Source organism: Telluria sp. AZSoR62 (genome assembly GCF_058111565.1).
The window spans coordinates 81,777-98,539 of the sequence record NZ_JBYTST010000004.1; the positions used below are offsets into that span (position 1 = coordinate 81,777).

Here is a 16,763-nt window from a genome sequence, read left to right on the forward strand (position 1 = left end):
TCGTGCGCCCTTGGTGCATGACAGAAAATGTTCTACGATGGCAACTATGTTAAGACTTCATCCGCTTGCCTGCATCTTGTCGGCACTGTTCCTGCTGCCGGCCGGCGCGGCGCAGGCGGCCGTGCGTGCGCCGGCCGGGGACAAGCTGCAGGATGCGGCGCCCGCGAGCGCGCAGCAGGATGCTGGCAACGATGTCGCGCTGGCCGACTTTTCGCTCGAGCAGCTCTCCGAGATCGTGGTCACCTCGGTCTCGCGCCAGACCGGGCGCCTGGGCAGCGCGCCGGCCTCGCTCTACGTGATCAGCGGCGCCGAGATCGCACGCTCCGGCGCCACCAGCCTGCCCGAAGCCCTGCGGCTGGCGCCCAACCTGCAGGTGGCGCTGGCAAGCAGCCTGGAATACGCCATCAGCGCGCGCGGCTTCTCGTCCCAGCTGACCAACAAGCTGCTGGTGCTGATCGACGGGCGCAACGTCTATTCGCCGCTGTTTTCCGGGGTGTTCTGGGAAGCCCAGGACGTGCCGCTGATGGATATCGAGCGCATCGAAGTGATCAGCGGCCCGGGCGGCACGATCTGGGGCACGAACGCCGTCAACGGCGTCATCAACATCATCACGCGCAGCGCCGCCGATACCCAGGGCGGGCTGGCCGTCGTCCATGCCGGCAACCGCCAGGCCGGCGCCACGGTCCGCTACGGCAAGCGCCTGGCCAACGGCGCCCACGTGCGCGTCTATGGCAAGCGCGACGAGTTCGAGCGCGCACCCGGCCAGGCTCCCGGCATGGACGGGGGCGGCGCCGGCCGCCGCCAGGCCGGCTTTCGCCTCGACTGGGAGGGCGCCGAGCAGGGCGTGAGCCTGAGCGGCGACATGGTCGGTGGCGCGCTGCGCGCCTCGTACGAGCCGCGCACGAATTTTTCCGGCGCCAATCTCGCCGCGCGCTTCACTGCACGCCTGGCCGGCGAGGCCGAGCTGCGCCTGCAGATGTATGTCGAACAGACCCGGCGCGAGCAGCGCGGTGCGGGGCGCAGCGAGCTCGATGTCTTCGATGTCGAGGCGCAGTACGCCAAGCGCATCGGCGAGCGCCATGCGCTGACCTGGGGCGGCGGCTACCGCCACGGGCGCGACCGGTTCGCCAACGGCCCGGTGCTGCAATTCGTCCCGAACCACCGCCACCTGAGCTGGACCAACCTGTTCGTGCAGGACGAAGCCAGCATCACGCCGCGTTTGCGCGCGACAGCCGGCCTGCGCCTGGAACACAATGTGTACACCGGCATGGAGCTGCTGCCCAACCTGCGCCTGGCCTGGGACGCGGCCCCGGGCGCCTTGCTGTGGGCCTCGGCTTCGCGCACGGTGCGCGCGCCGGCCCGTATCGACCGCGAATTGCAGCTGGTCGACCCGGCATCGAACGGCCAGCGTTACCTGATCGGCCGCTCGCCAGGCATGCAGTCCGAAAGCGCGCGGGTGTTCGAGCTGGGCTGGCGCGCCCAGCCGGGCCCCGCGCTGTCGTATTCCGCCACGCTGTTCTACAGCGATTATGCGCACCTGCGCACGCTGGAACTGCAGGGCGGCGGGGCGCCGGCGATGTTTGGCAACCTCGGACATGGCCAGGTACGCGGCCTCGAAGCCTGGGGCAGCTGGCAGGCCGCGCGCGGCTGGCGCCTGTCGGCCGGCGTGGTGCTGCAGGATGTGAGCACCGGCGTGGCGCCGGCCAGCACCGATGCATCGGCGCGCACGGGCCTGGCCACCAACGATCCGCGCAGCTACTGGAGCCTGCGCTCGTCGCACGAGCTGGGCGCAGGCTGGCGCGCCGACCTGATGCTGCGGCGCGTCGCGCGCCTGCCGCAACCCGCGGTGCCGGGCTATCATGAGCTCGATGCACGGATCGCGTGGCAGGCGCTGCCCGACCTGGAACTGGCCCTCGTGGGCCGCAATTTACTGCATGCCCGCCATCCCGAATTCGGGGCGGCGCAAGTGCGCCAACTGGCCGAACGCAACCTGTTCGCCAGCGCTACGCTGCGCTTCTGAGCGCGGACCCAAGTGCCGATGACAACGATGACGAATCTACCTCCCGACCGAACGCGACGCCGCCTGGCTTGCCGGGCGCTCGCCTTGCCGCTGCTGCTGGCGGCCGCGGGAAGCGCGCCGCGCGCGCTGGCCCAGGGGCCGGGCGCGCAGGCGCTGGAACGCCGGGTCAAGGCCGCTTTCCTGTACAAGTTCCTCGGCTACGCCGATTTTCCGCCGAGCGCCTTCGCCGACGCCGCCGCCCCGCTCACGATCGCCGTGGTCGGCTCGGACGACATGGCGGCCGAGCTGGCCCGCATCGCGGCCGGCCGCATGATCGCCGGCCGCCCGATCGCGGTGCGGCGGGTGGGCGAGCACGAGGCGCCGCCGGCGGCGCACCTGCTGTTCGTATCGGGCCATGACAGCGAGCGCGCCGGCCGCGTGCTGCGCAGCGCCCCCGGCGCGCTGCTGACCGTCACCGAATGCGAGCTCGGGCTGCGCCATGGCAGCGTGATCAACTTCCGCATCGTCGACGAGCGCGTGCGCTTCGACGTCTCGCTGGACGCCGCCGAAAAGAAAAACGTCAAACTCAGTTCACGCCTGCTGACCGTGGCGAACCGGGTGCAGAAGGGAGGATCGTGATGGGCATGCACGATACCAATTCGGTCCGCAGCAAACTGATCCTGATGGCGGTGGCCACGACCATCGTGGCGCTGCTGTCGGCGGCGATCGCCATGCTGGTGGTCGACGTACGCACCTTCCAGAAGGTCTGGGTCGACGACCTCACCACCCAGGCCGACATCATCGCCGACGTCACCGCGCCGGCCGTCTCGTTCAACGATGCGGCCGCGGCCGGGCGCAACCTGAGCGTGCTGCGGGTGCGCCCGCAGATCGTGGCCGGCGCCATCTATACCAACAGCGGCCAGCGCTTCGCCACCTATGCGGCGGCGGGCAGCGCGCCGTCCTTCCCGGCGCGCCCGGAAGCGGCGGGCTTTCGCATCGAGCGCGGGGAACTGGTGGTGTTCCGCCCCATCGTCGAGAATGGCGAGCCGCTGGGCACCGTCTACCTGCGCTCGCGCTACGGCCTGCTGGAGCGCGTGATCAGCTATGGCGCGATCCTGGGCGGCGTGATGCTGGGCGCGCTGGTAATCGCGGCCCTGGTGGCGTCGCGCCTGCAGGCCTCGATCACGCGCCCGCTCGAAGCGGTCACCAACGTGGCGCGCCAGGTGATGCTCCGGCGCGACTTCACCTTGCGGGTGCCGGGCAACGAGAAAGGCGAGATCGGGGTGCTGGTCGAGGCCTTCAACGACATGCTGGCCGAGATCGGACGGCGCTCGGACGCGCTGCAGGCGGCCAACCGCACGCTGGAACACGAAATGACGGTGCGCGAGCGCGCCGAGCAGGCCCTGATCCTGGCCGACCGCAGGAAGGACGAATTTCTCGCGACCCTGGCGCACGAACTGCGTAATCCGCTGGCGCCGATCCGCACCGGCCTGGACATCCTGCGCATCCGCAGCGGCGACGCCCAGGCCACCCAGCGCGCCACCGACATCATGGAACGCCAGCTGCGCCAGATGGTGCGCCTGGTGGACGATTTGCTGGACGTCTCGCGCATCAATACCGGCAAGTTCACCATCAAGATGGGCCGCGTCGAGCTCAAGGCCGTGGTCAACGACGCCCTTGAAGTGGTGCGCTCGTATATCGAGCTGCATGGCCACGAGCTGGAAATCGACCTGCCGGACCGCCCGGTCTTCCTGCACGGCGACGCCACGCGCCTGGCGCAAATCCTGTCGAACCTGCTCAACAACGCCGCCAAGTACACCAACCGCGGCGGGCGCGTGAGCCTCTCCGCCACCGTCGAGGACAAGACCCTGGTGCTGGAAGTGGCCGACAGCGGCATCGGCCTGGCGCCGGACATGCTCGACTCGGTATTCGAGATGTTCGTGCAGGTCGATTCCACGCTCGAGCGCAGCAATGCGGGCCTGGGCGTGGGGCTGTCGCTGGCGCGCAAGCTGGTCGAGCTGCACGGCGGCACCATCGAGGCGCGCAGCGAAGGCCTGGGCCACGGCAGCCAGTTCGTGGTGCGCCTGCCGATCGTGGTCGAGCCCGAGCCGCTGACCAAGCCGACCCCGGCCGCCTTCATCAGCACCGAGACCTACCGCATCCTGCTGGCCGACGACAACGTCGATTTTGTCAACAGCATCGGGGCGCTGCTCACGGCAATGGGGCACAGCGTGGTCATTACGCACAACGGCCCGGACGCGCTGGCCGCGGCGGCGCGCTTCTGCCCGGACTACGCCTTCCTGGATATCGGCCTGCCGCACATGTCGGGCTACGACCTGGCGCGCGGCATCCGCAAGCTGCAGTGCGGCGCCATGACGGTGCTGATCGCCGTTACCGGCTGGGGCCAGGAAAAGGACCGCCAGCTGGCCTTCGAGGCCGGCTTCGACCATCACATGGTCAAGCCGGTGCGCTTCGAGCAGATCGAGGAAATCCTGAGCAACCGCGCAGTGATCAAGAAGCTGCGCATGTGATGGGGCAGGGCGGCGATGGCCTCGCCGTCCTGCCTGCGGTTCACTTGGCGCCGCCCGTGGGCGAAAAAAAACGGAAGCGCATTGCGCGCTTCCGTCGATCTTTACACCAGGTCTCGTTCAAGCCTGTTTGGCTTTCCGGCGGCGTGCCAGGAAGCCCAGGACGCCAAGTCCGCCCAGCATCATGCCGTAGGTTTCTGGTTCAGGAACCGGGGCCAGCATGACGGCGCCGCCAAAGGAGGCGCCGGCATCGGAGACCAGGGTGCCGCTGACCTGCAGGTAGTAGTTACCGGCAGTCAGGTTGTCGCTCGAAAGCGACCAGACATCCATTTCGCCGCTCATCAGCGAGGTGCCGGTCGTGATCAGGGTGTCGCCTTCGCCATACAGGGCCAGGCCGGTGATGTCCAGACCGGTATCGGCAGTCCGGCTGATCGACGAGATGATCGCATCCAGATTCATCCCCATGCCACCATCGACAGTGAAGGTGAAACGGTCAGCGAAGGTATTGCCTTCGTTACCTGCTTCGAACGTATCGCCAAAGAAGGCGCTGTCATCGATCAGGTTCAGTGCTTGCGGAGAGTCGCCAATGACGTCTTGCGCCATCACAGCCGACGAACCGAACGAAGCGGAAGCCAACACAATTGCAGCAATCAATGATTTTTTCATTTCTTTCCTCGCATAGAATCAGCCGCGTCCTGCAGCCTGGGTTTCAAGAATCGGGGAACTTCATGCTAACAAAACAACATGAAAATGCACGCGGATTCATGATTGGCGCACTGTGGGAGCGACACATTCTAAAAATCAACCAATTTCCGACAAGCCATCCCAAAAGGCGAGCCGCCATAGGAGAACCCCGCTTTTCGTAGTTGTCGAACAGAAAAATCCAGTTCAGTTGCATAAAATATGTCAGTTTCGTCCTACGCAAAGAGAAGTGCGTCTCCTGTGCTGAGTACGCACGGATTGCCACAATTTTATTGAACGAGTAGCAAAAGATCGTGTGAAATCAAGGCTCTTGCTGAGTTAGCCCGGCAGCGGAGCGAGGCAAGCTCATGTAGGACAGCAGAAATGGAAAACTGGAAAGCGCCGGCACCGGAATCTGATGCGGAAAAGAAAAATGGCCCAGAATCGCTTCTGGACCATTTTGAAAAAGTTGGTGCGGCTGGCAGGAATCGAACCCACGACCCCTTGGTTCGTAGCCAAGTACTCTATCCAGCTGAGCTACAGCCGCCCGAGGCACGCATTATAGCAGCACCGCGCGAATTGGCAAACCCCTTGCGCCCGGGCCGCCGGATCACCCTGCTGCCCATCGCCGGGCCGGGGCCGGGCGGTCGCCGCCTGGCCGGCGCCGCAAAGAAAAAAGGGACCAGATTTTCCAATCTGGTCCCTCATGTCTTCTGGTGCGGCTGGCAGGAATCGAACCCACGACCCCTTGGTTCGTAGCCAAGTACTCTATCCAGCTGAGCTACAGCCGCCCGATGCACGCATTATAGCAGCCCGATTTTGTTTCCGGAAGCCTCATTTTTTTCCGCGGGCAAAGCTGCTCTGGTAGATTAGCCGGGTTGGAACACTTTGGACACGTATGCTTGCCTCGAAGCCGCGACCGCGCCCCGCACTGACTGCCTTGATCTTCCTCGTACTGTGGCTCGCGTGGGCAGCCGGCGCCGGCGCCGCGCCGCGCAGCCTGCGCTTCGAGCGGCTGTCGATCGAGCAGGGCCTGTCGCAGCAGTCGGTGCTGGCCATCCTGCAGGACCGGCGCGGCTTCATGTGGTTCGGCACCCAGGCCGGCCTGAACCGCTACGACGGCTACCGGATGACGGTCTACCGCAACGATCCGGACAATCCCGACAGCATTCCCGACAACTATGTGATGGCCGCGCACGAGGATGCCCAGGGCCGGCTGTGGTTCGGCACCAAGGGCGGCCTGACCCGTTTCGACCACGCCACCGGCAAATTCATCCGCTACGCGCCGCCGGTCGACGCCACGCGCGGCGCCGGCAACCGCAGCGTGCTGGCTATCGTGGCCGCACCCGGCGGCGGCCTGTGGCTGGCCACCGGCGACGGCCTGCTGCACATCGATCCGGCCAGCGGGCGCTTGCGCAGCTACCGGCACGATCCGCTCGATGCGGCCAGCCTGCGCGACAACCGCGTCTCCGCCCTCGCGCTCGACGCCAGGGGCCATCTATGGGTCGGCACGGCGGCGGGCCTGGAGCGGCTCGCGCCCGGCAGCGCCGGCTTCGAGCACTACGACGTCGACCCCGCCGACCCGCAGCGCAATACCGTGACGGCCCTGTCGATGGGCCCGCGCGACACCCTGTACATCGGCACCGCCGCCGGACTGGAGGCATGGCGCCTGGGCGAGGGCGTGCCCGAACGCCGCCGCCTGGGCGCGGCCGAGGGACTGGGCGCGGGCACAGGCACGGCCGGGCCGCGCGTGCTCAAGCTCTACCAAGACAGCGGCGCCACCCTGTGGGTCGGCACCGACATGGACGGCCTGAAATGGCTCGACCCGGCCAGCGGCCGCTTCACCAGCTACCGCAACGATCCGGCCGACCAGCATTCGCTGTCCGACAACCAGGTCAGCTCGATGCTGGTGGACCGCACGGGCACCCTGTGGGCCGGCACCCTGTTTGGCGGCGTGAGCCGCACCGACCTGGCCAGCGGCGGCTTCCTGCGCTATGGCGGCAACGATGGCCTGGGCCGGGCCAAGGTGCGCGCCATCATGGAAGCGCCGGACGGCGGCCTGTTAATCGGCACCACGGGCGATGGCCTGATGCGGATGGACCTGGCCAGCAGCCGGGTCGAGCGCATCGGCCACGGCGGCATGCCGGGCGAGGTGGCGACTTCGCTGGCGCTGGCGCAGGGCCGCACCTGGATCGGCACCCCGACCGGCCTGGTATGGCGCGACAGCGCGGGGCGCTTCGGCCAGGTATCGCTCGGGAACAGCCCGGGCGCGAACTACGTGCACGCCCTGCACGCCGGGCGCAGCGGCACCCTGTGGATCGCCACGCGCGGGGGCCTGTCGGCGCTGGCGCCAGGCGCCGCCGCCGTGCGCAGCTGGCGCCACGACCCGGCCGATTCGTCCAGCCTGGGCGAGAACTACGGCTTCACCGTACTGGAAGACAGCAAGGGCATCGTCTGGATCGGCACCGAGACCGGGCTGGAACGGTTCGACCCCGCCACCAGGCTCTTCACGCACTACCGGCGCGACCCGGCCCGCGCGGACTCGCTGCGCCACAACCGAGTGTACTACCTGATGGAGTCGGCCCGCGGCGCGCTCTGGGTCGGCACCGCCGGCGGCCTGCACCGCATGGAGCAGGGCAAGGGTGGCGCGCGCTTTCGCTTCTATCCGTTCGCCAGCGCGCGCGATGCGCTGCCGATCGGCGCCATGCTCGAAGACCGCCACGGCGTCATCTGGGCCAGCACCACCGCCGGCATCACGCGGGTCGACCCGGCCACCGGACAGGTGAAGAACTACACCTCGAAAGACGGCCTGGTGGACGGCTCGTATTTCGTCGGCGCCGCGCTGCGCGCCGCCGACGGGCGCCTGTACTTCGGCGGCATCAACGGCATGACCGGGTTCGAGCCGGACGCGGTGCGCGACAATCCCTTCCCGCCGCCGGTGGTGCTGACCGACCTCCTGGTGCTGAACCGCTCGCGCGCCGCGCCCAGCTTCCACGAGCAGCGCGAACTGACCCTGTCGCACCGCGATTCCGTCTTTGCGCTGGAATTCGCGGCCCTGCATTACGCCGACCCGGACGGCAACCGCTACGCCTACCAGCTGGAGGGCTTCGACAGCGCCTGGGTCGACACCGATGCGCGCCGGCGCTATGCGACCTATACCAACCTCGATCCCGGCACCTATGTGTTCCGCGTCCGCGCGAGCAACAAGGACGGGGTCTGGAGCCCGCAGGCCACGGCGCTCACCATCCATATCACGCCGCCGTTCTGGAAGACCTGGTGGTTCCGCACGCTGGCCGTGCTGGCGACCGCGGCCCTGTTCAGCTTCGGCTACCGGCTGCGCATCCGCGCGCTGGTGGCGCAAAAGCTGCTGCTCGAACGCGAAGTGGGCGCGCGCACCGAGGAACTGCGGCGCCAGAAGGAATCGGCCGAGCGCCGCAAGCAGGAAGTCGAGGAGCAGAAGGAAGTGGTCGAGCAGGCCCACCGCAACATCGCGCTGCTGTCGGACATCGGCCGCACCCTGACCGCCAACCTCGACACCGAAGCGATCATGCGCACCCTGTACGAGCACGTGCGCGCGCTGATGGACGCGACCCTGTTCGCGGTGGTGCTGCGCCAGCCGGAACGCGGCGAGCTCGAATATCTCTATACCGTGGTGCAGGGCGAGCGCCAGGACGCTTTCGCGCTGCCGGAAGACCCGGCCTCGCACCTGGCCGCCTGGTCGATCGCCAATGGCCGCGAAGTGCTGGCCGGCGACCTGCCGCGCGGCCTGGCCAACTACCTGCCGGCGCTGTCGCCGGTGAACGCCATCCAGGCCGCGCTGCCCTACGCCTGCCGCCACGGGCTGGTTCCGCGCTCGCTCCTGATGGTGCCGGTGATGGTGGGCGAGCGGGTGCTGGGCGCACTCACCGTGCAAAGCCCGGCGGCGCAGGCCTATGGCCAGGTCCACCTCGACATGCTGGAAACCCTGGCGGCCTATGTCGGGGTGGCGATCGACAATGCCGAGGCTTATGACCGGCTCAAGGACACCCAGGCCCAGCTGGCCGCCCAGGAAAAACTCGCTTCGCTCGGCTCCCTGGTGGCGGGCGTGGCGCACGAACTCAATACCCCGATCGGAAACAGCCTGCTCATGGCCAGCACGCTGCAGGAAAAGACCAGCGAGGTGGCCACCCGGTTCGATGCGGCGACCTTGCGCCGCTCCGACCTGGCCGACTACATGGAGGCCTCGCGCGAGGCGTCCAACCTGATCATGCGCAGCCTGCACAATGCGGCCGAACTGGTCAACAGCTTCCGCCAGGTGTCGGTCGACCAGGCCAGCGCCCAGCGCCGCCGCTTCGACCTGGCCCAGGCCTGCCAGGAAATCGCCGCCACCCTGATGAATACCGTGCGCCTGTCCGGCCACCGGCTCGAGCTGGCCGTGCCGGCCGGGATCGTGATGGACGGCTTCCCCGGCCCGCTCGGCCAGGTCGTCATCAACTTCGTCAACAACGCGCTGCTGCATGCCTTCGAGGGGCCGGGCGGGACCATGCTGCTCACCGCCACCCGCCAGGAGGGCGCGGTGCGCATCGAATTCCGCGACGACGGGCGCGGCATCCCCCATGAACACCTGGTGCGCATTTTCGACCCCTTCTTCACCACCCGCATGGGGCAGGGCGGCACCGGGCTCGGGCTGAACATCACCTGGAACATCGTCACGTCGCTGCTGGGCGGGAGCGTGCGGGTGGAGAGCGCGCCCGGCCAGGGCGCCGCCTTCATCCTCGAGCTGCCGCTGCGCGCGCCGGACGCGCAGGCCGCCCCGATGGAGCCGCAGGCGCGTCCGGCCTGAAGCCAGGCCTAGGCGAGCACGTTGCGGGGCGCGCCCGCCGCCCATGCTTCGATGTTATCGACCAGCATATCGGCCAGCGTCTGCATCGCGCCGGCGCTGGCCCAGGCCACGTGCGGCGTCAGGATGAAATTCGGCAGGCGCAGCGCCAAGAGCGGGTTGCCCGGCAGCGGCGGTTCCTTGCTCAGCACGTCGAAGCCGGCGCCGCCGATGGTCCCGGCGCTCAAGGCCGCGGCCAGGGCCGCTTCGTCCACCAGCCCGCCGCGCGCGGTATTGATCAGGAGGGCGGTGTTCTTCATCAGGCCCAGTTCGCGCGCGCCGATCATGTGGCGGGTGTGTTCCGTGAGCGGCAGGTGCAGGCTGACGACGTCGGCGCTGGCCAGTAGCTCGTCCAGCGGCAGCTGCAGCACGCCTTCGTCGGCGATGGGCGAGCGCGCGGTCGCGGCGATCTCCATCCCGAAGGCCCGGCCCAGCTGCGCCACCTTGCGGCCCAACGCGCCGTAGCCGACGATGCCCAGCCGGCTGCCGGCCAGGTCGCCGATCGGGTGGTCCAGCAGGCAGAAGCGGCTGGACGCTTCCCAGCGTCCCGCCTCGACGTCCGCCATGTAGGCGCGCAGGTTGCGGCGCAGCCCCAGGATCAGCGTGAAGCAGTGCTCCGGCACCGACACCAGCGAGTAGTCGCGGATGTTCGAGACCACGATGCCGCGCGCCCGGCAGGCGTCGAGGTCGACGTTGTCGGTGCCGGTGGCGGCCACCGCCACCATCTTCAGGTCGGGCAGGAGGGCCAGGCTCGCCGCGCGCAGCGGCACCTTGTTGGTCACCGCGACCGTGGCCCCGCGCAGCCGTTCGACGACCTGGTCTTCCGTGCTGCCGCCGTGGTCCTGCCATTCGTGGGCAAAGCCCGGCGCGCGCACGCTGGCCTGCAGGCTGTCGCGATCAAGGAAGACGATTCGGTGCATGGCGGCCTCGCTGAAGTCAAAACCCCATTGTAGACCCGGCAATAACAAAAGGCAGGGCGGACCCTGGATGTTGGGCAGGGCATCGACTCGCTTTACCCGATGTGCATGCCGCCGCACACAGGGTTAGGTGCCGTACAGTCGCGTCCACGTTAGCGGCCTACACTTTCGGCAGACAGTTGCCGGGAGGCCCCATGCCAGACGCGCTCAAACTCTATAAAGCCAAGCGTAATTTCGATATCACGTCCGAGCCGAGCGAGGGCGGCGTTGCCGGCGTCGACGCCCTGACCTTCGTCATCCAGAAGCACTGGGCGACACGGCTGCACTACGACCTGCGCCTGGAACTCGACGGCACCATGAAAAGCTGGGCCGTGCCGAAAGGGCCGAGCTACGACACCCACGACAAGCGCATGGCCGTGCATGTCGAAGACCATCCGATTTCCTATTCCGATTTCGAAGGCACGATTCCCCCTAAACAGTATGGCGCCGGGAAGGTCATCATTTGGGACAAGGGCACCTGGGAGCCGATCGGCGATCCGCACGAAGGCTACCGCAAGGGCAACCTGAAATTCGCCATGCACGGCCACAAGATGCAGGGGCGCTGGGCCCTGATCCGCATGAAGGGCCGCGGCGAGAAGCAGGAAGCCTGGCTCCTGATCAAGGAAAACGACGAGTTTGCCCGCCCGGCGGAAGCGTTTTCGGTGGTCGACGAACTGCCCGACAGCGTCAAGGCGCTGCCGATGCCCAAGCCGGCGCGCGCCAAGGTGGCGGCGCTCAAGGCCGAAGCGCAAGCGGACGACGCCGCCAAGCCGGCGCGCAAGCGTGCCGCGGCGGCCAAGCCGGCAGCCAAGCCGGCAGCCAAACCGGCAGCCAAACCGGCGAAACAGGCTGCTGCCAAACCGGCCGCCAAAGGCGCGAAGCCGACGGCCGGTATCAAGGGGATCCCGGCAGGGGCCGTCGAAGCGGCGCTGCCCGAAAAATTCTCCCCGGAGCTGGCCACCCTGGTGGACGCCCCGCCGCACGACCCGGGCGAATGGGTGTTCGAGGTCAAGTTCGACGGCTACCGCATGCTGGCGCGGGTCGAGAACGGCGAGGTGCGCCTGGTCACGCGCAACGACAACGACTGGACCGACAAGCTCGCGCCCATGCGCGAAGAGCTCGAGCGCATGGGGCTGCCGGACGGCTGGTACGACGGCGAGATCGTCGTCCACGACGAGCAGGGCAAGCCCAATTTCGGCCTGCTGCAGCTGGCCTTCGACGGCGTGCGCAATGCCGACATCGAGTACTTCCTGTTCGACCTGCCGTACTGCGGCGGCTACGACCTGCGCGATGTGCCGCTCGTGGAGCGGCGCGCCGTGCTCGAGGCGGTGCTGGCCAAGGCAAAATCGAGCCGGGTGCGCTTCTCCGCCGAGTTCGGCGACAAGCCCGACGAGCTGGTAGTGGCCGCCTGCAAGATCGGCCTGGAAGGCGTGATCGGCAAGCGCCGCGATTCACGCTACGTCTCGCGCCGCTCGCCCGAATGGATCAAGCTCAAATGCGGCCTGCGCCAGGAATTCGTGATCGGCGGCTTCACCGACCCGAAGGGCTCGCGCAAGGGCGTCGGCTCGCTCCTGCTGGGCACCTACGACCGCGAGGGCGTGCTGCGCTATGCCGGCAACGTGGGCTCGGGCTTCAACCATGCCACGTTGATGGACATCAGCAAGCAGCTCGAGGCCCTGCGCACCGACGAGAGTCCCTTCCCGCCGCGTGCAGTACCGGGGCGCCAGCACCACTGGGTCAAGCCGGTGCTGGTGGCCGAAGTGAGCTTCTCGGAGTGGACCAGCACCGGCTCGGTGCGCCATCCGGTGTTCCAGGGCCTGCGCGCCGACAAGCCGGCGCGCGGTATCACGCGCGAGGAACCGCGCCACATCGAGGACAGCGAAAAGCCTGCGCTGCCGAGCGAGCCGGTGGCGCCGCCCCCGGCCAACCTGCACGGCAAGCTGCCGGAATCGCTGCGCGTGACCAATCCGGACCGCATCGTCGACCCGTCCACCGGCATCACCAAGCTCGACGTGATCCGCTACTACGCCCTGGTAGGCGAGCTGATGATGGAACACCTGAAGCGCCGCCCGCTGACCCTGGTGCGCGCCCCGGCCGGCATCGGCGCCGAGCTGGTGTTCCAGAAGCATGCCGACGTCAAGAAGCTGCCGGGCGTGAAGCAGATGGATGCGGCGCTCGACCCGAGCAACCCGCCGATGCTGGAAATCGCCGGCGTCGAAGGCATCCTGTCGGTGGCGCAGTGGAATGCGATCGAGCTGCATACCCAGAACGCGCTGGCCAGGAGCTACGAAAAGCCCGACCGCATGGTGTTCGACCTCGACCCGGGCGAGGGCGTGGAATGGCCGGCGATCCAGGAAGCGACCCAGATCATGCGCGCCTTCCTGGAAGAGCTGGGCCTGCCGTCCTTCCTGAAAACCAGCGGCGGCAAGGGCCTGCACGTGGTGGTGCCGATCAAGGGCGAATACGGCTGGGATACGGTGAAGGCCTTTTCGCAGGCCATCGTGCGCCACCTGGCCGGCACCTTCCCGGACCGCCTGGCCTTCAAGAGCGGCCCCAAGAACCGGGTCGGCAAGATCTTCATCGACTACCTGCGCAACGGCCGCGGCGCCACCACGGTCGCGGCCTGGTCGGCGCGGGCCCGGCCGGGCATGGGGATCTCGGTGCCGCTCGAATGGGACGAGCTATTGAAGCTCAAGTCGAGCGCCCAGTGGACGGTGGCCAACGTGCACACCCGGCTGGACCGGGGCAACGAGCCCTGGGCCGGGTATGACAAGGCGGCCAAGGGAATCACCAAGGCGATGAAGGTGCTGGGCTTCGAGGACTAGCAGTTCAAGGCTGCGCGGCTGCTCCCGCATCGCCCGCAGCCACCCCGGTCGGCACCGCCTTGGCCGTCTCGTCCTGGCGCTTGTCCGAGCGCACCGACGGTAGCCGGTCCACCGCGATCAGGCCCTCGGCGGCCGCATGCGAGGCCGCGAACACGCTGTCCGGCGACAGCACCAGTTGCGTGCCCGTGCTGCTGACCTCGTCGATCAGCCGGTCCAGCGCATCGATCCGCGAGGGATCGGGATTGACGTTGCGGATGTAGATCATGCGCACCGCCTGCGGGTGGCGCCGCACCACTTCGGTATAGATCTCGGGATCCTGCTCGCCGCTGTCGCCCACCAGCACGAACTGCATGTCCGGATAAAAATCCAGGATGCGTTCGATCTGCTCGAGCTTGTGGTTGCCGTGCTGGTTGATCTTGAGGACGTGGCGCACGCTCAGTTCGCGCAGCATCAGCGGGCCCACCGGAATGCCCTGCAGCTTCAGGAAGTCGACCAGCGGTCCGTACAGATGCCAGGGACTGCTCGAGACATAGAACAGCGGGTTGTTCTCGCTGCCGCCCACGCCGTCGTTCAACGCGCGGTAGAAGGCGGCCACGCCCTTGAAGGGCTTGCGCGTATGCGAATTGGTGCGCGCCAGCATCAGGGCCATGTTCAGCTTGTTGGTGACGTTGGTCCACAAGACCGTGTCGTCGATGTCGCTGATGATGCCGAAACGCGCGCCCGGCGCCGGCACGATCACTTCGGCCACGGCGCGCAGGGGCTCGCCGTTCGGCTGGGCGTTGTCGGGGAATGTGAGTTCGACCTTGTGCCAGCCGCCCTCCAAAGGCGTGCCCACCGCGATATCGAAGGAAAAATACCCGCCATTGTCGGTGACGCCTTCATGGACCTCGCCGCCGAAATGGGCGAGCACGCGCGAACCGGCCACTTCGTCCGATTCCAGGCGCTGGTAGAGCGCTACCAGGTTGTTCCAGCCGCTGTCCTCGCCCGTCTGTTCGCGAAAGCCGCGCTCGTCGAGCAGGCGGCCCTTGAGCCAGATGCGCTTGGCGTTGCCGAACCCCAGGTAGGGCACGGCCATCAGGGCGCGCCCGCTCTCGGGCTGGCGCAGCAGCCGCCAGGCATGCGAAGCAAAAGCGCCCGCGCTGCGCGCCAGCCGATGGCGCAGCGGGGTCTCGGGGGTGATCTCGTCTTCGGCGCGCTGGCCGGTCGCCACCGGAATACCGGCGCGCGCCGCGCCGCGCTCGACCCAGACGCTGCCGGCTTCCTTGCGCGTCAGGAGCAGCGCCTGCTGCACTTCCTGCGGTTTGAGCGGATCCACCGCGGTGGCCATCACGTGCACGGCGGTGCCGCTCTCGCGCAGGCGCGCCACGTCGTCTTCCGAGACCAGCCCGGGGTTGAGGTAGAGGGTGGCCCGGCCAAGGTCGACGCGTGCGGCGATGTCGTCGAAACCGGCCCGGGTCAGCACGAGGAAAGGCATGGGAGAGGTGGTCATGGCATGGTCACAAGCTTGTCGATGTGTCAAGTATCCCCGATGCGGGCGGAAAGCAACGCACGCTTGCCGTCCGCTCGCCCGGGGCAGTACGCTCAAGACTCGTTCTTGAAGATACCCCGCACATTCGTCACCAGGAGCGCGGCCTGCAGCGCGATCAGCGCCCATGCCTCGTCGTGCCAGCCCCAGGCGATCCACAGCAGGTTACTGAGGATGAACATGCAAAAGCCGAACACGCGCCGCTCGGCGCGCTTCGAGCCGATCAGGTAGGCCGCGAACAGGGTGACCAGCATCGCAGGCCACTGGAGGAAGTCGATGAATTCATCCATCCTCTACGCCGCCTTCTTGCGGCGCGCCGGGGCGCTCGACGGCGCGGCCGTGGACTTGGCGGCTGCCTTCCTGGCCGCCGGCTTGGCGGCCGCCTTTGCGCCCGATCGCTTGGGCGCGGCGCCGCTGGCGGCGACCCGGTCGACGCTGTGGCTGCCCGTCTTGCGCGTGCGCGGGGGCGGGGCTTCTTCTTCCTCGTCTTCTTGGGCCGGCGCCTTGCCCTTCTTCGGCGGCGGCGGCTCGTCGTCGTCCTCGTCGTCGTCAGGCGCGGCCTTGGCCGGCTTCTTGCCCAGGCTCGCCTGCAGCAGCGAGACCAGGTCGATGACCTTGCCGGTCTCGCGCTTCTTCTCGCCCGGCTCGGGCATGGTGATGGTCTTGGTCTGGTGCGCTTTGACCTTCTTCTCGATCAGCGCCATGATGTCTTCGCGGTAGGTGTCGTGGTACTGCTCCGGCTCCCAGTCCTCGGCCATGCCCTGCACCAGGGCCATGGCCATCTTGAGTTCCTTGTCGGTGACGGCGGCCTTTTTGTCGCTCGCGGACGGGATCTTGAGCTCGCCGGAGTCGCGGATCTCGTCGGCATAGCGCAGGGTGTTCAGGACGATGGTGTCGCCCACGCACACCAGCGCGCACAGGTGCTGCTTGACGCGGATGACGACGCGCGCGATGCCGATCTTGCCGGCCTTGCGCAGGGTTTCGCGCAGCAGGGCGTAGACCTTGTCGCCGCCCTTGCCGGGCGCAAGATAGTAGGGCTGCTCGAAGTACAGCAGCGACACGTCCTCGGCATCGACGAAGCCGACGATGTCGATGGTCTGGGTCGCCTCCGGGTTGGCGCGGCGCAGGTCTTCGTCGGACAGCACGACATACTCGCCGCTGGAATATTCATAGCCCTTGACGATGTCGTCCCACGAGACTTCCTTGCCGTTGCCCTTGTTGTAGCGCTTGAACCCGACGGGCGAGAAATCGCGCCGGTCGAGCATGGTGAGGTCGAGGCCCTTGTTGGCGACGGCAGGGTACATGTCGACGGGGATGTGCACCAGCCCGAAGCTGATCGCACCTTTCCACATGCTGCGCGGCATGGCGGTTCTCCTTGTTGAATGTTGTCC

At 67.7% G+C, this 16,763-nt stretch carries 10 protein-coding genes and 2 tRNA genes; 5 read left to right on the forward strand and 7 right to left on the reverse strand.

Annotated features, from left to right (window positions below):
* Positions 1–46: 46 nt before the first annotated feature.
* From AC3XQU_RS08275 to AC3XQU_RS08285, 3 genes are read left to right on the forward strand one after another with little or no spacing between them, the layout of a single operon-like run.
* Entirely contained in the window at positions 47–2,020 is a 1,974-nt protein-coding gene (locus AC3XQU_RS08275; RefSeq protein WP_489873680.1) for a TOL_0244 family TonB-dependent receptor, read from the forward strand.
* A gap of 27 nt (positions 2,021–2,047) precedes the next feature.
* Complete coding sequence (locus tag AC3XQU_RS08280) at positions 2,048–2,638, forward strand: TOL_0243 family YfiR-like periplasmic protein (protein ID WP_489873681.1); 591 nt, start codon at positions 2,048–2,050, stop codon at positions 2,636–2,638.
* A gap of 5 nt (positions 2,639–2,643) precedes the next feature.
* Positions 2,644–4,530, forward strand: a complete 1,887-nt coding sequence (locus AC3XQU_RS08285) for a sensor histidine kinase, YfiR-like protein-associated (RefSeq protein WP_489873682.1) — start codon at positions 2,644–2,646, stop codon at positions 4,528–4,530.
* Positions 4,531–4,647: 117 nt separating this feature from the next.
* Here AC3XQU_RS08285 and AC3XQU_RS08290 read toward each other — a convergent pair whose 3' ends face one another.
* The 3 genes from AC3XQU_RS08290 to AC3XQU_RS08300 all read right to left on the reverse strand — a co-directional run bounded on the left by AC3XQU_RS08290 (position 4,648) and on the right by AC3XQU_RS08300 (position 5,999).
* Positions 4,648–5,193, reverse strand: a complete 546-nt coding sequence (locus AC3XQU_RS08290) for an FxDxF family PEP-CTERM protein (RefSeq protein ID WP_489873683.1) — start codon at positions 5,191–5,193, stop codon at positions 4,648–4,650.
* Positions 5,194–5,678: 485 nt separating this feature from the next.
* A tRNA-Arg gene (locus AC3XQU_RS08295) sits at positions 5,679–5,755 on the reverse strand.
* 167 nt (positions 5,756–5,922) lie between these two features.
* Positions 5,923–5,999, reverse strand: a tRNA-Arg gene (locus AC3XQU_RS08300).
* A gap of 107 nt (positions 6,000–6,106) precedes the next feature.
* Between AC3XQU_RS08300 and AC3XQU_RS08305 the strand changes: the two genes are divergently transcribed.
* Positions 6,107–10,030, forward strand: a complete 3,924-nt coding sequence (locus AC3XQU_RS08305) for a sensor histidine kinase (RefSeq protein ID WP_489873684.1) — start codon at positions 6,107–6,109, stop codon at positions 10,028–10,030.
* 8 nt (positions 10,031–10,038) lie between these two features.
* Here the strand turns inward: AC3XQU_RS08305 and AC3XQU_RS08310 are convergent, their stop codons facing one another.
* Positions 10,039–10,986: a D-2-hydroxyacid dehydrogenase gene (locus AC3XQU_RS08310; RefSeq protein WP_489873685.1), complete on the reverse strand. Its 948-nt coding sequence runs from the start codon at positions 10,984–10,986 to the stop codon at positions 10,039–10,041.
* A 191-nt stretch (positions 10,987–11,177) separates the two neighbouring features.
* On the opposite strand from AC3XQU_RS08310, the gene ligD reads away from it, so the two are divergent.
* Positions 11,178–13,847 (forward strand): DNA ligase D, encoded by a 2,670-nt coding sequence (gene ligD, locus AC3XQU_RS08315; RefSeq protein WP_489873686.1) that lies wholly within the window; start codon positions 11,178–11,180, stop codon positions 13,845–13,847.
* A 4-nt stretch (positions 13,848–13,851) separates the two neighbouring features.
* On the opposite strand, the gene AC3XQU_RS08320 is transcribed toward ligD, so the two are convergent.
* The 3 genes from AC3XQU_RS08320 to ku all read right to left on the reverse strand — a co-directional run bounded on the left by AC3XQU_RS08320 (position 13,852) and on the right by ku (position 16,736).
* Positions 13,852–15,336, reverse strand: a complete 1,485-nt coding sequence (locus AC3XQU_RS08320) for an App1 family protein phosphatidate phosphatase (RefSeq protein ID WP_489873687.1) — start codon at positions 15,334–15,336, stop codon at positions 13,852–13,854.
* 92 nt (positions 15,337–15,428) lie between these two features.
* Positions 15,429–15,662: a hypothetical protein gene (locus AC3XQU_RS08325; protein WP_489873688.1), complete on the reverse strand. Its 234-nt coding sequence runs from the start codon at positions 15,660–15,662 to the stop codon at positions 15,429–15,431.
* 3 nt (positions 15,663–15,665) lie between these two features.
* Positions 15,666–16,736 (reverse strand): non-homologous end joining protein Ku, encoded by a 1,071-nt coding sequence (ku, locus tag AC3XQU_RS08330; RefSeq protein ID WP_489873689.1) that lies wholly within the window; start codon positions 16,734–16,736, stop codon positions 15,666–15,668.
* Positions 16,737–16,763: the final 27 nt, after the last annotated feature.

What these genes read in the sequence shown, in the direction of transcription:
- AC3XQU_RS08275 (WP_489873680.1), top strand. Translation starts at nt 47, where the DNA reads ATGTTAAGACTTCATCCGCTTGCCTGCATCTTGTCGGCACTGTTCCTG.
- AC3XQU_RS08280 (WP_489873681.1), top strand. Translation starts at nt 2,048, where the DNA reads ATGACGAATCTACCTCCCGACCGAACGCGACGCCGCCTGGCTTGCCGG.
- AC3XQU_RS08285 (WP_489873682.1), top strand. Translation starts at nt 2,644, where the DNA reads ATGCACGATACCAATTCGGTCCGCAGCAAACTGATCCTGATGGCGGTG.
- AC3XQU_RS08290 (WP_489873683.1), bottom strand. Translation starts at nt 5,193, where the DNA reads ATGAAAAAATCATTGATTGCTGCAATTGTGTTGGCTTCCGCTTCGTTC.
- AC3XQU_RS08305 (WP_489873684.1), top strand. Translation starts at nt 6,107, where the DNA reads ATGCTTGCCTCGAAGCCGCGACCGCGCCCCGCACTGACTGCCTTGATC.
- AC3XQU_RS08310 (WP_489873685.1), bottom strand. Translation starts at nt 10,986, where the DNA reads ATGCACCGAATCGTCTTCCTTGATCGCGACAGCCTGCAGGCCAGCGTG.
- ligD (WP_489873686.1), top strand. Translation starts at nt 11,178, where the DNA reads ATGCCAGACGCGCTCAAACTCTATAAAGCCAAGCGTAATTTCGATATC.
- AC3XQU_RS08320 (WP_489873687.1), bottom strand. Translation starts at nt 15,336, where the DNA reads ATGACCACCTCTCCCATGCCTTTCCTCGTGCTGACCCGGGCCGGTTTC.
- AC3XQU_RS08325 (WP_489873688.1), bottom strand. Translation starts at nt 15,662, where the DNA reads ATGGATGAATTCATCGACTTCCTCCAGTGGCCTGCGATGCTGGTCACC.
- ku (WP_489873689.1), bottom strand. Translation starts at nt 16,736, where the DNA reads ATGCCGCGCAGCATGTGGAAAGGTGCGATCAGCTTCGGGCTGGTGCAC.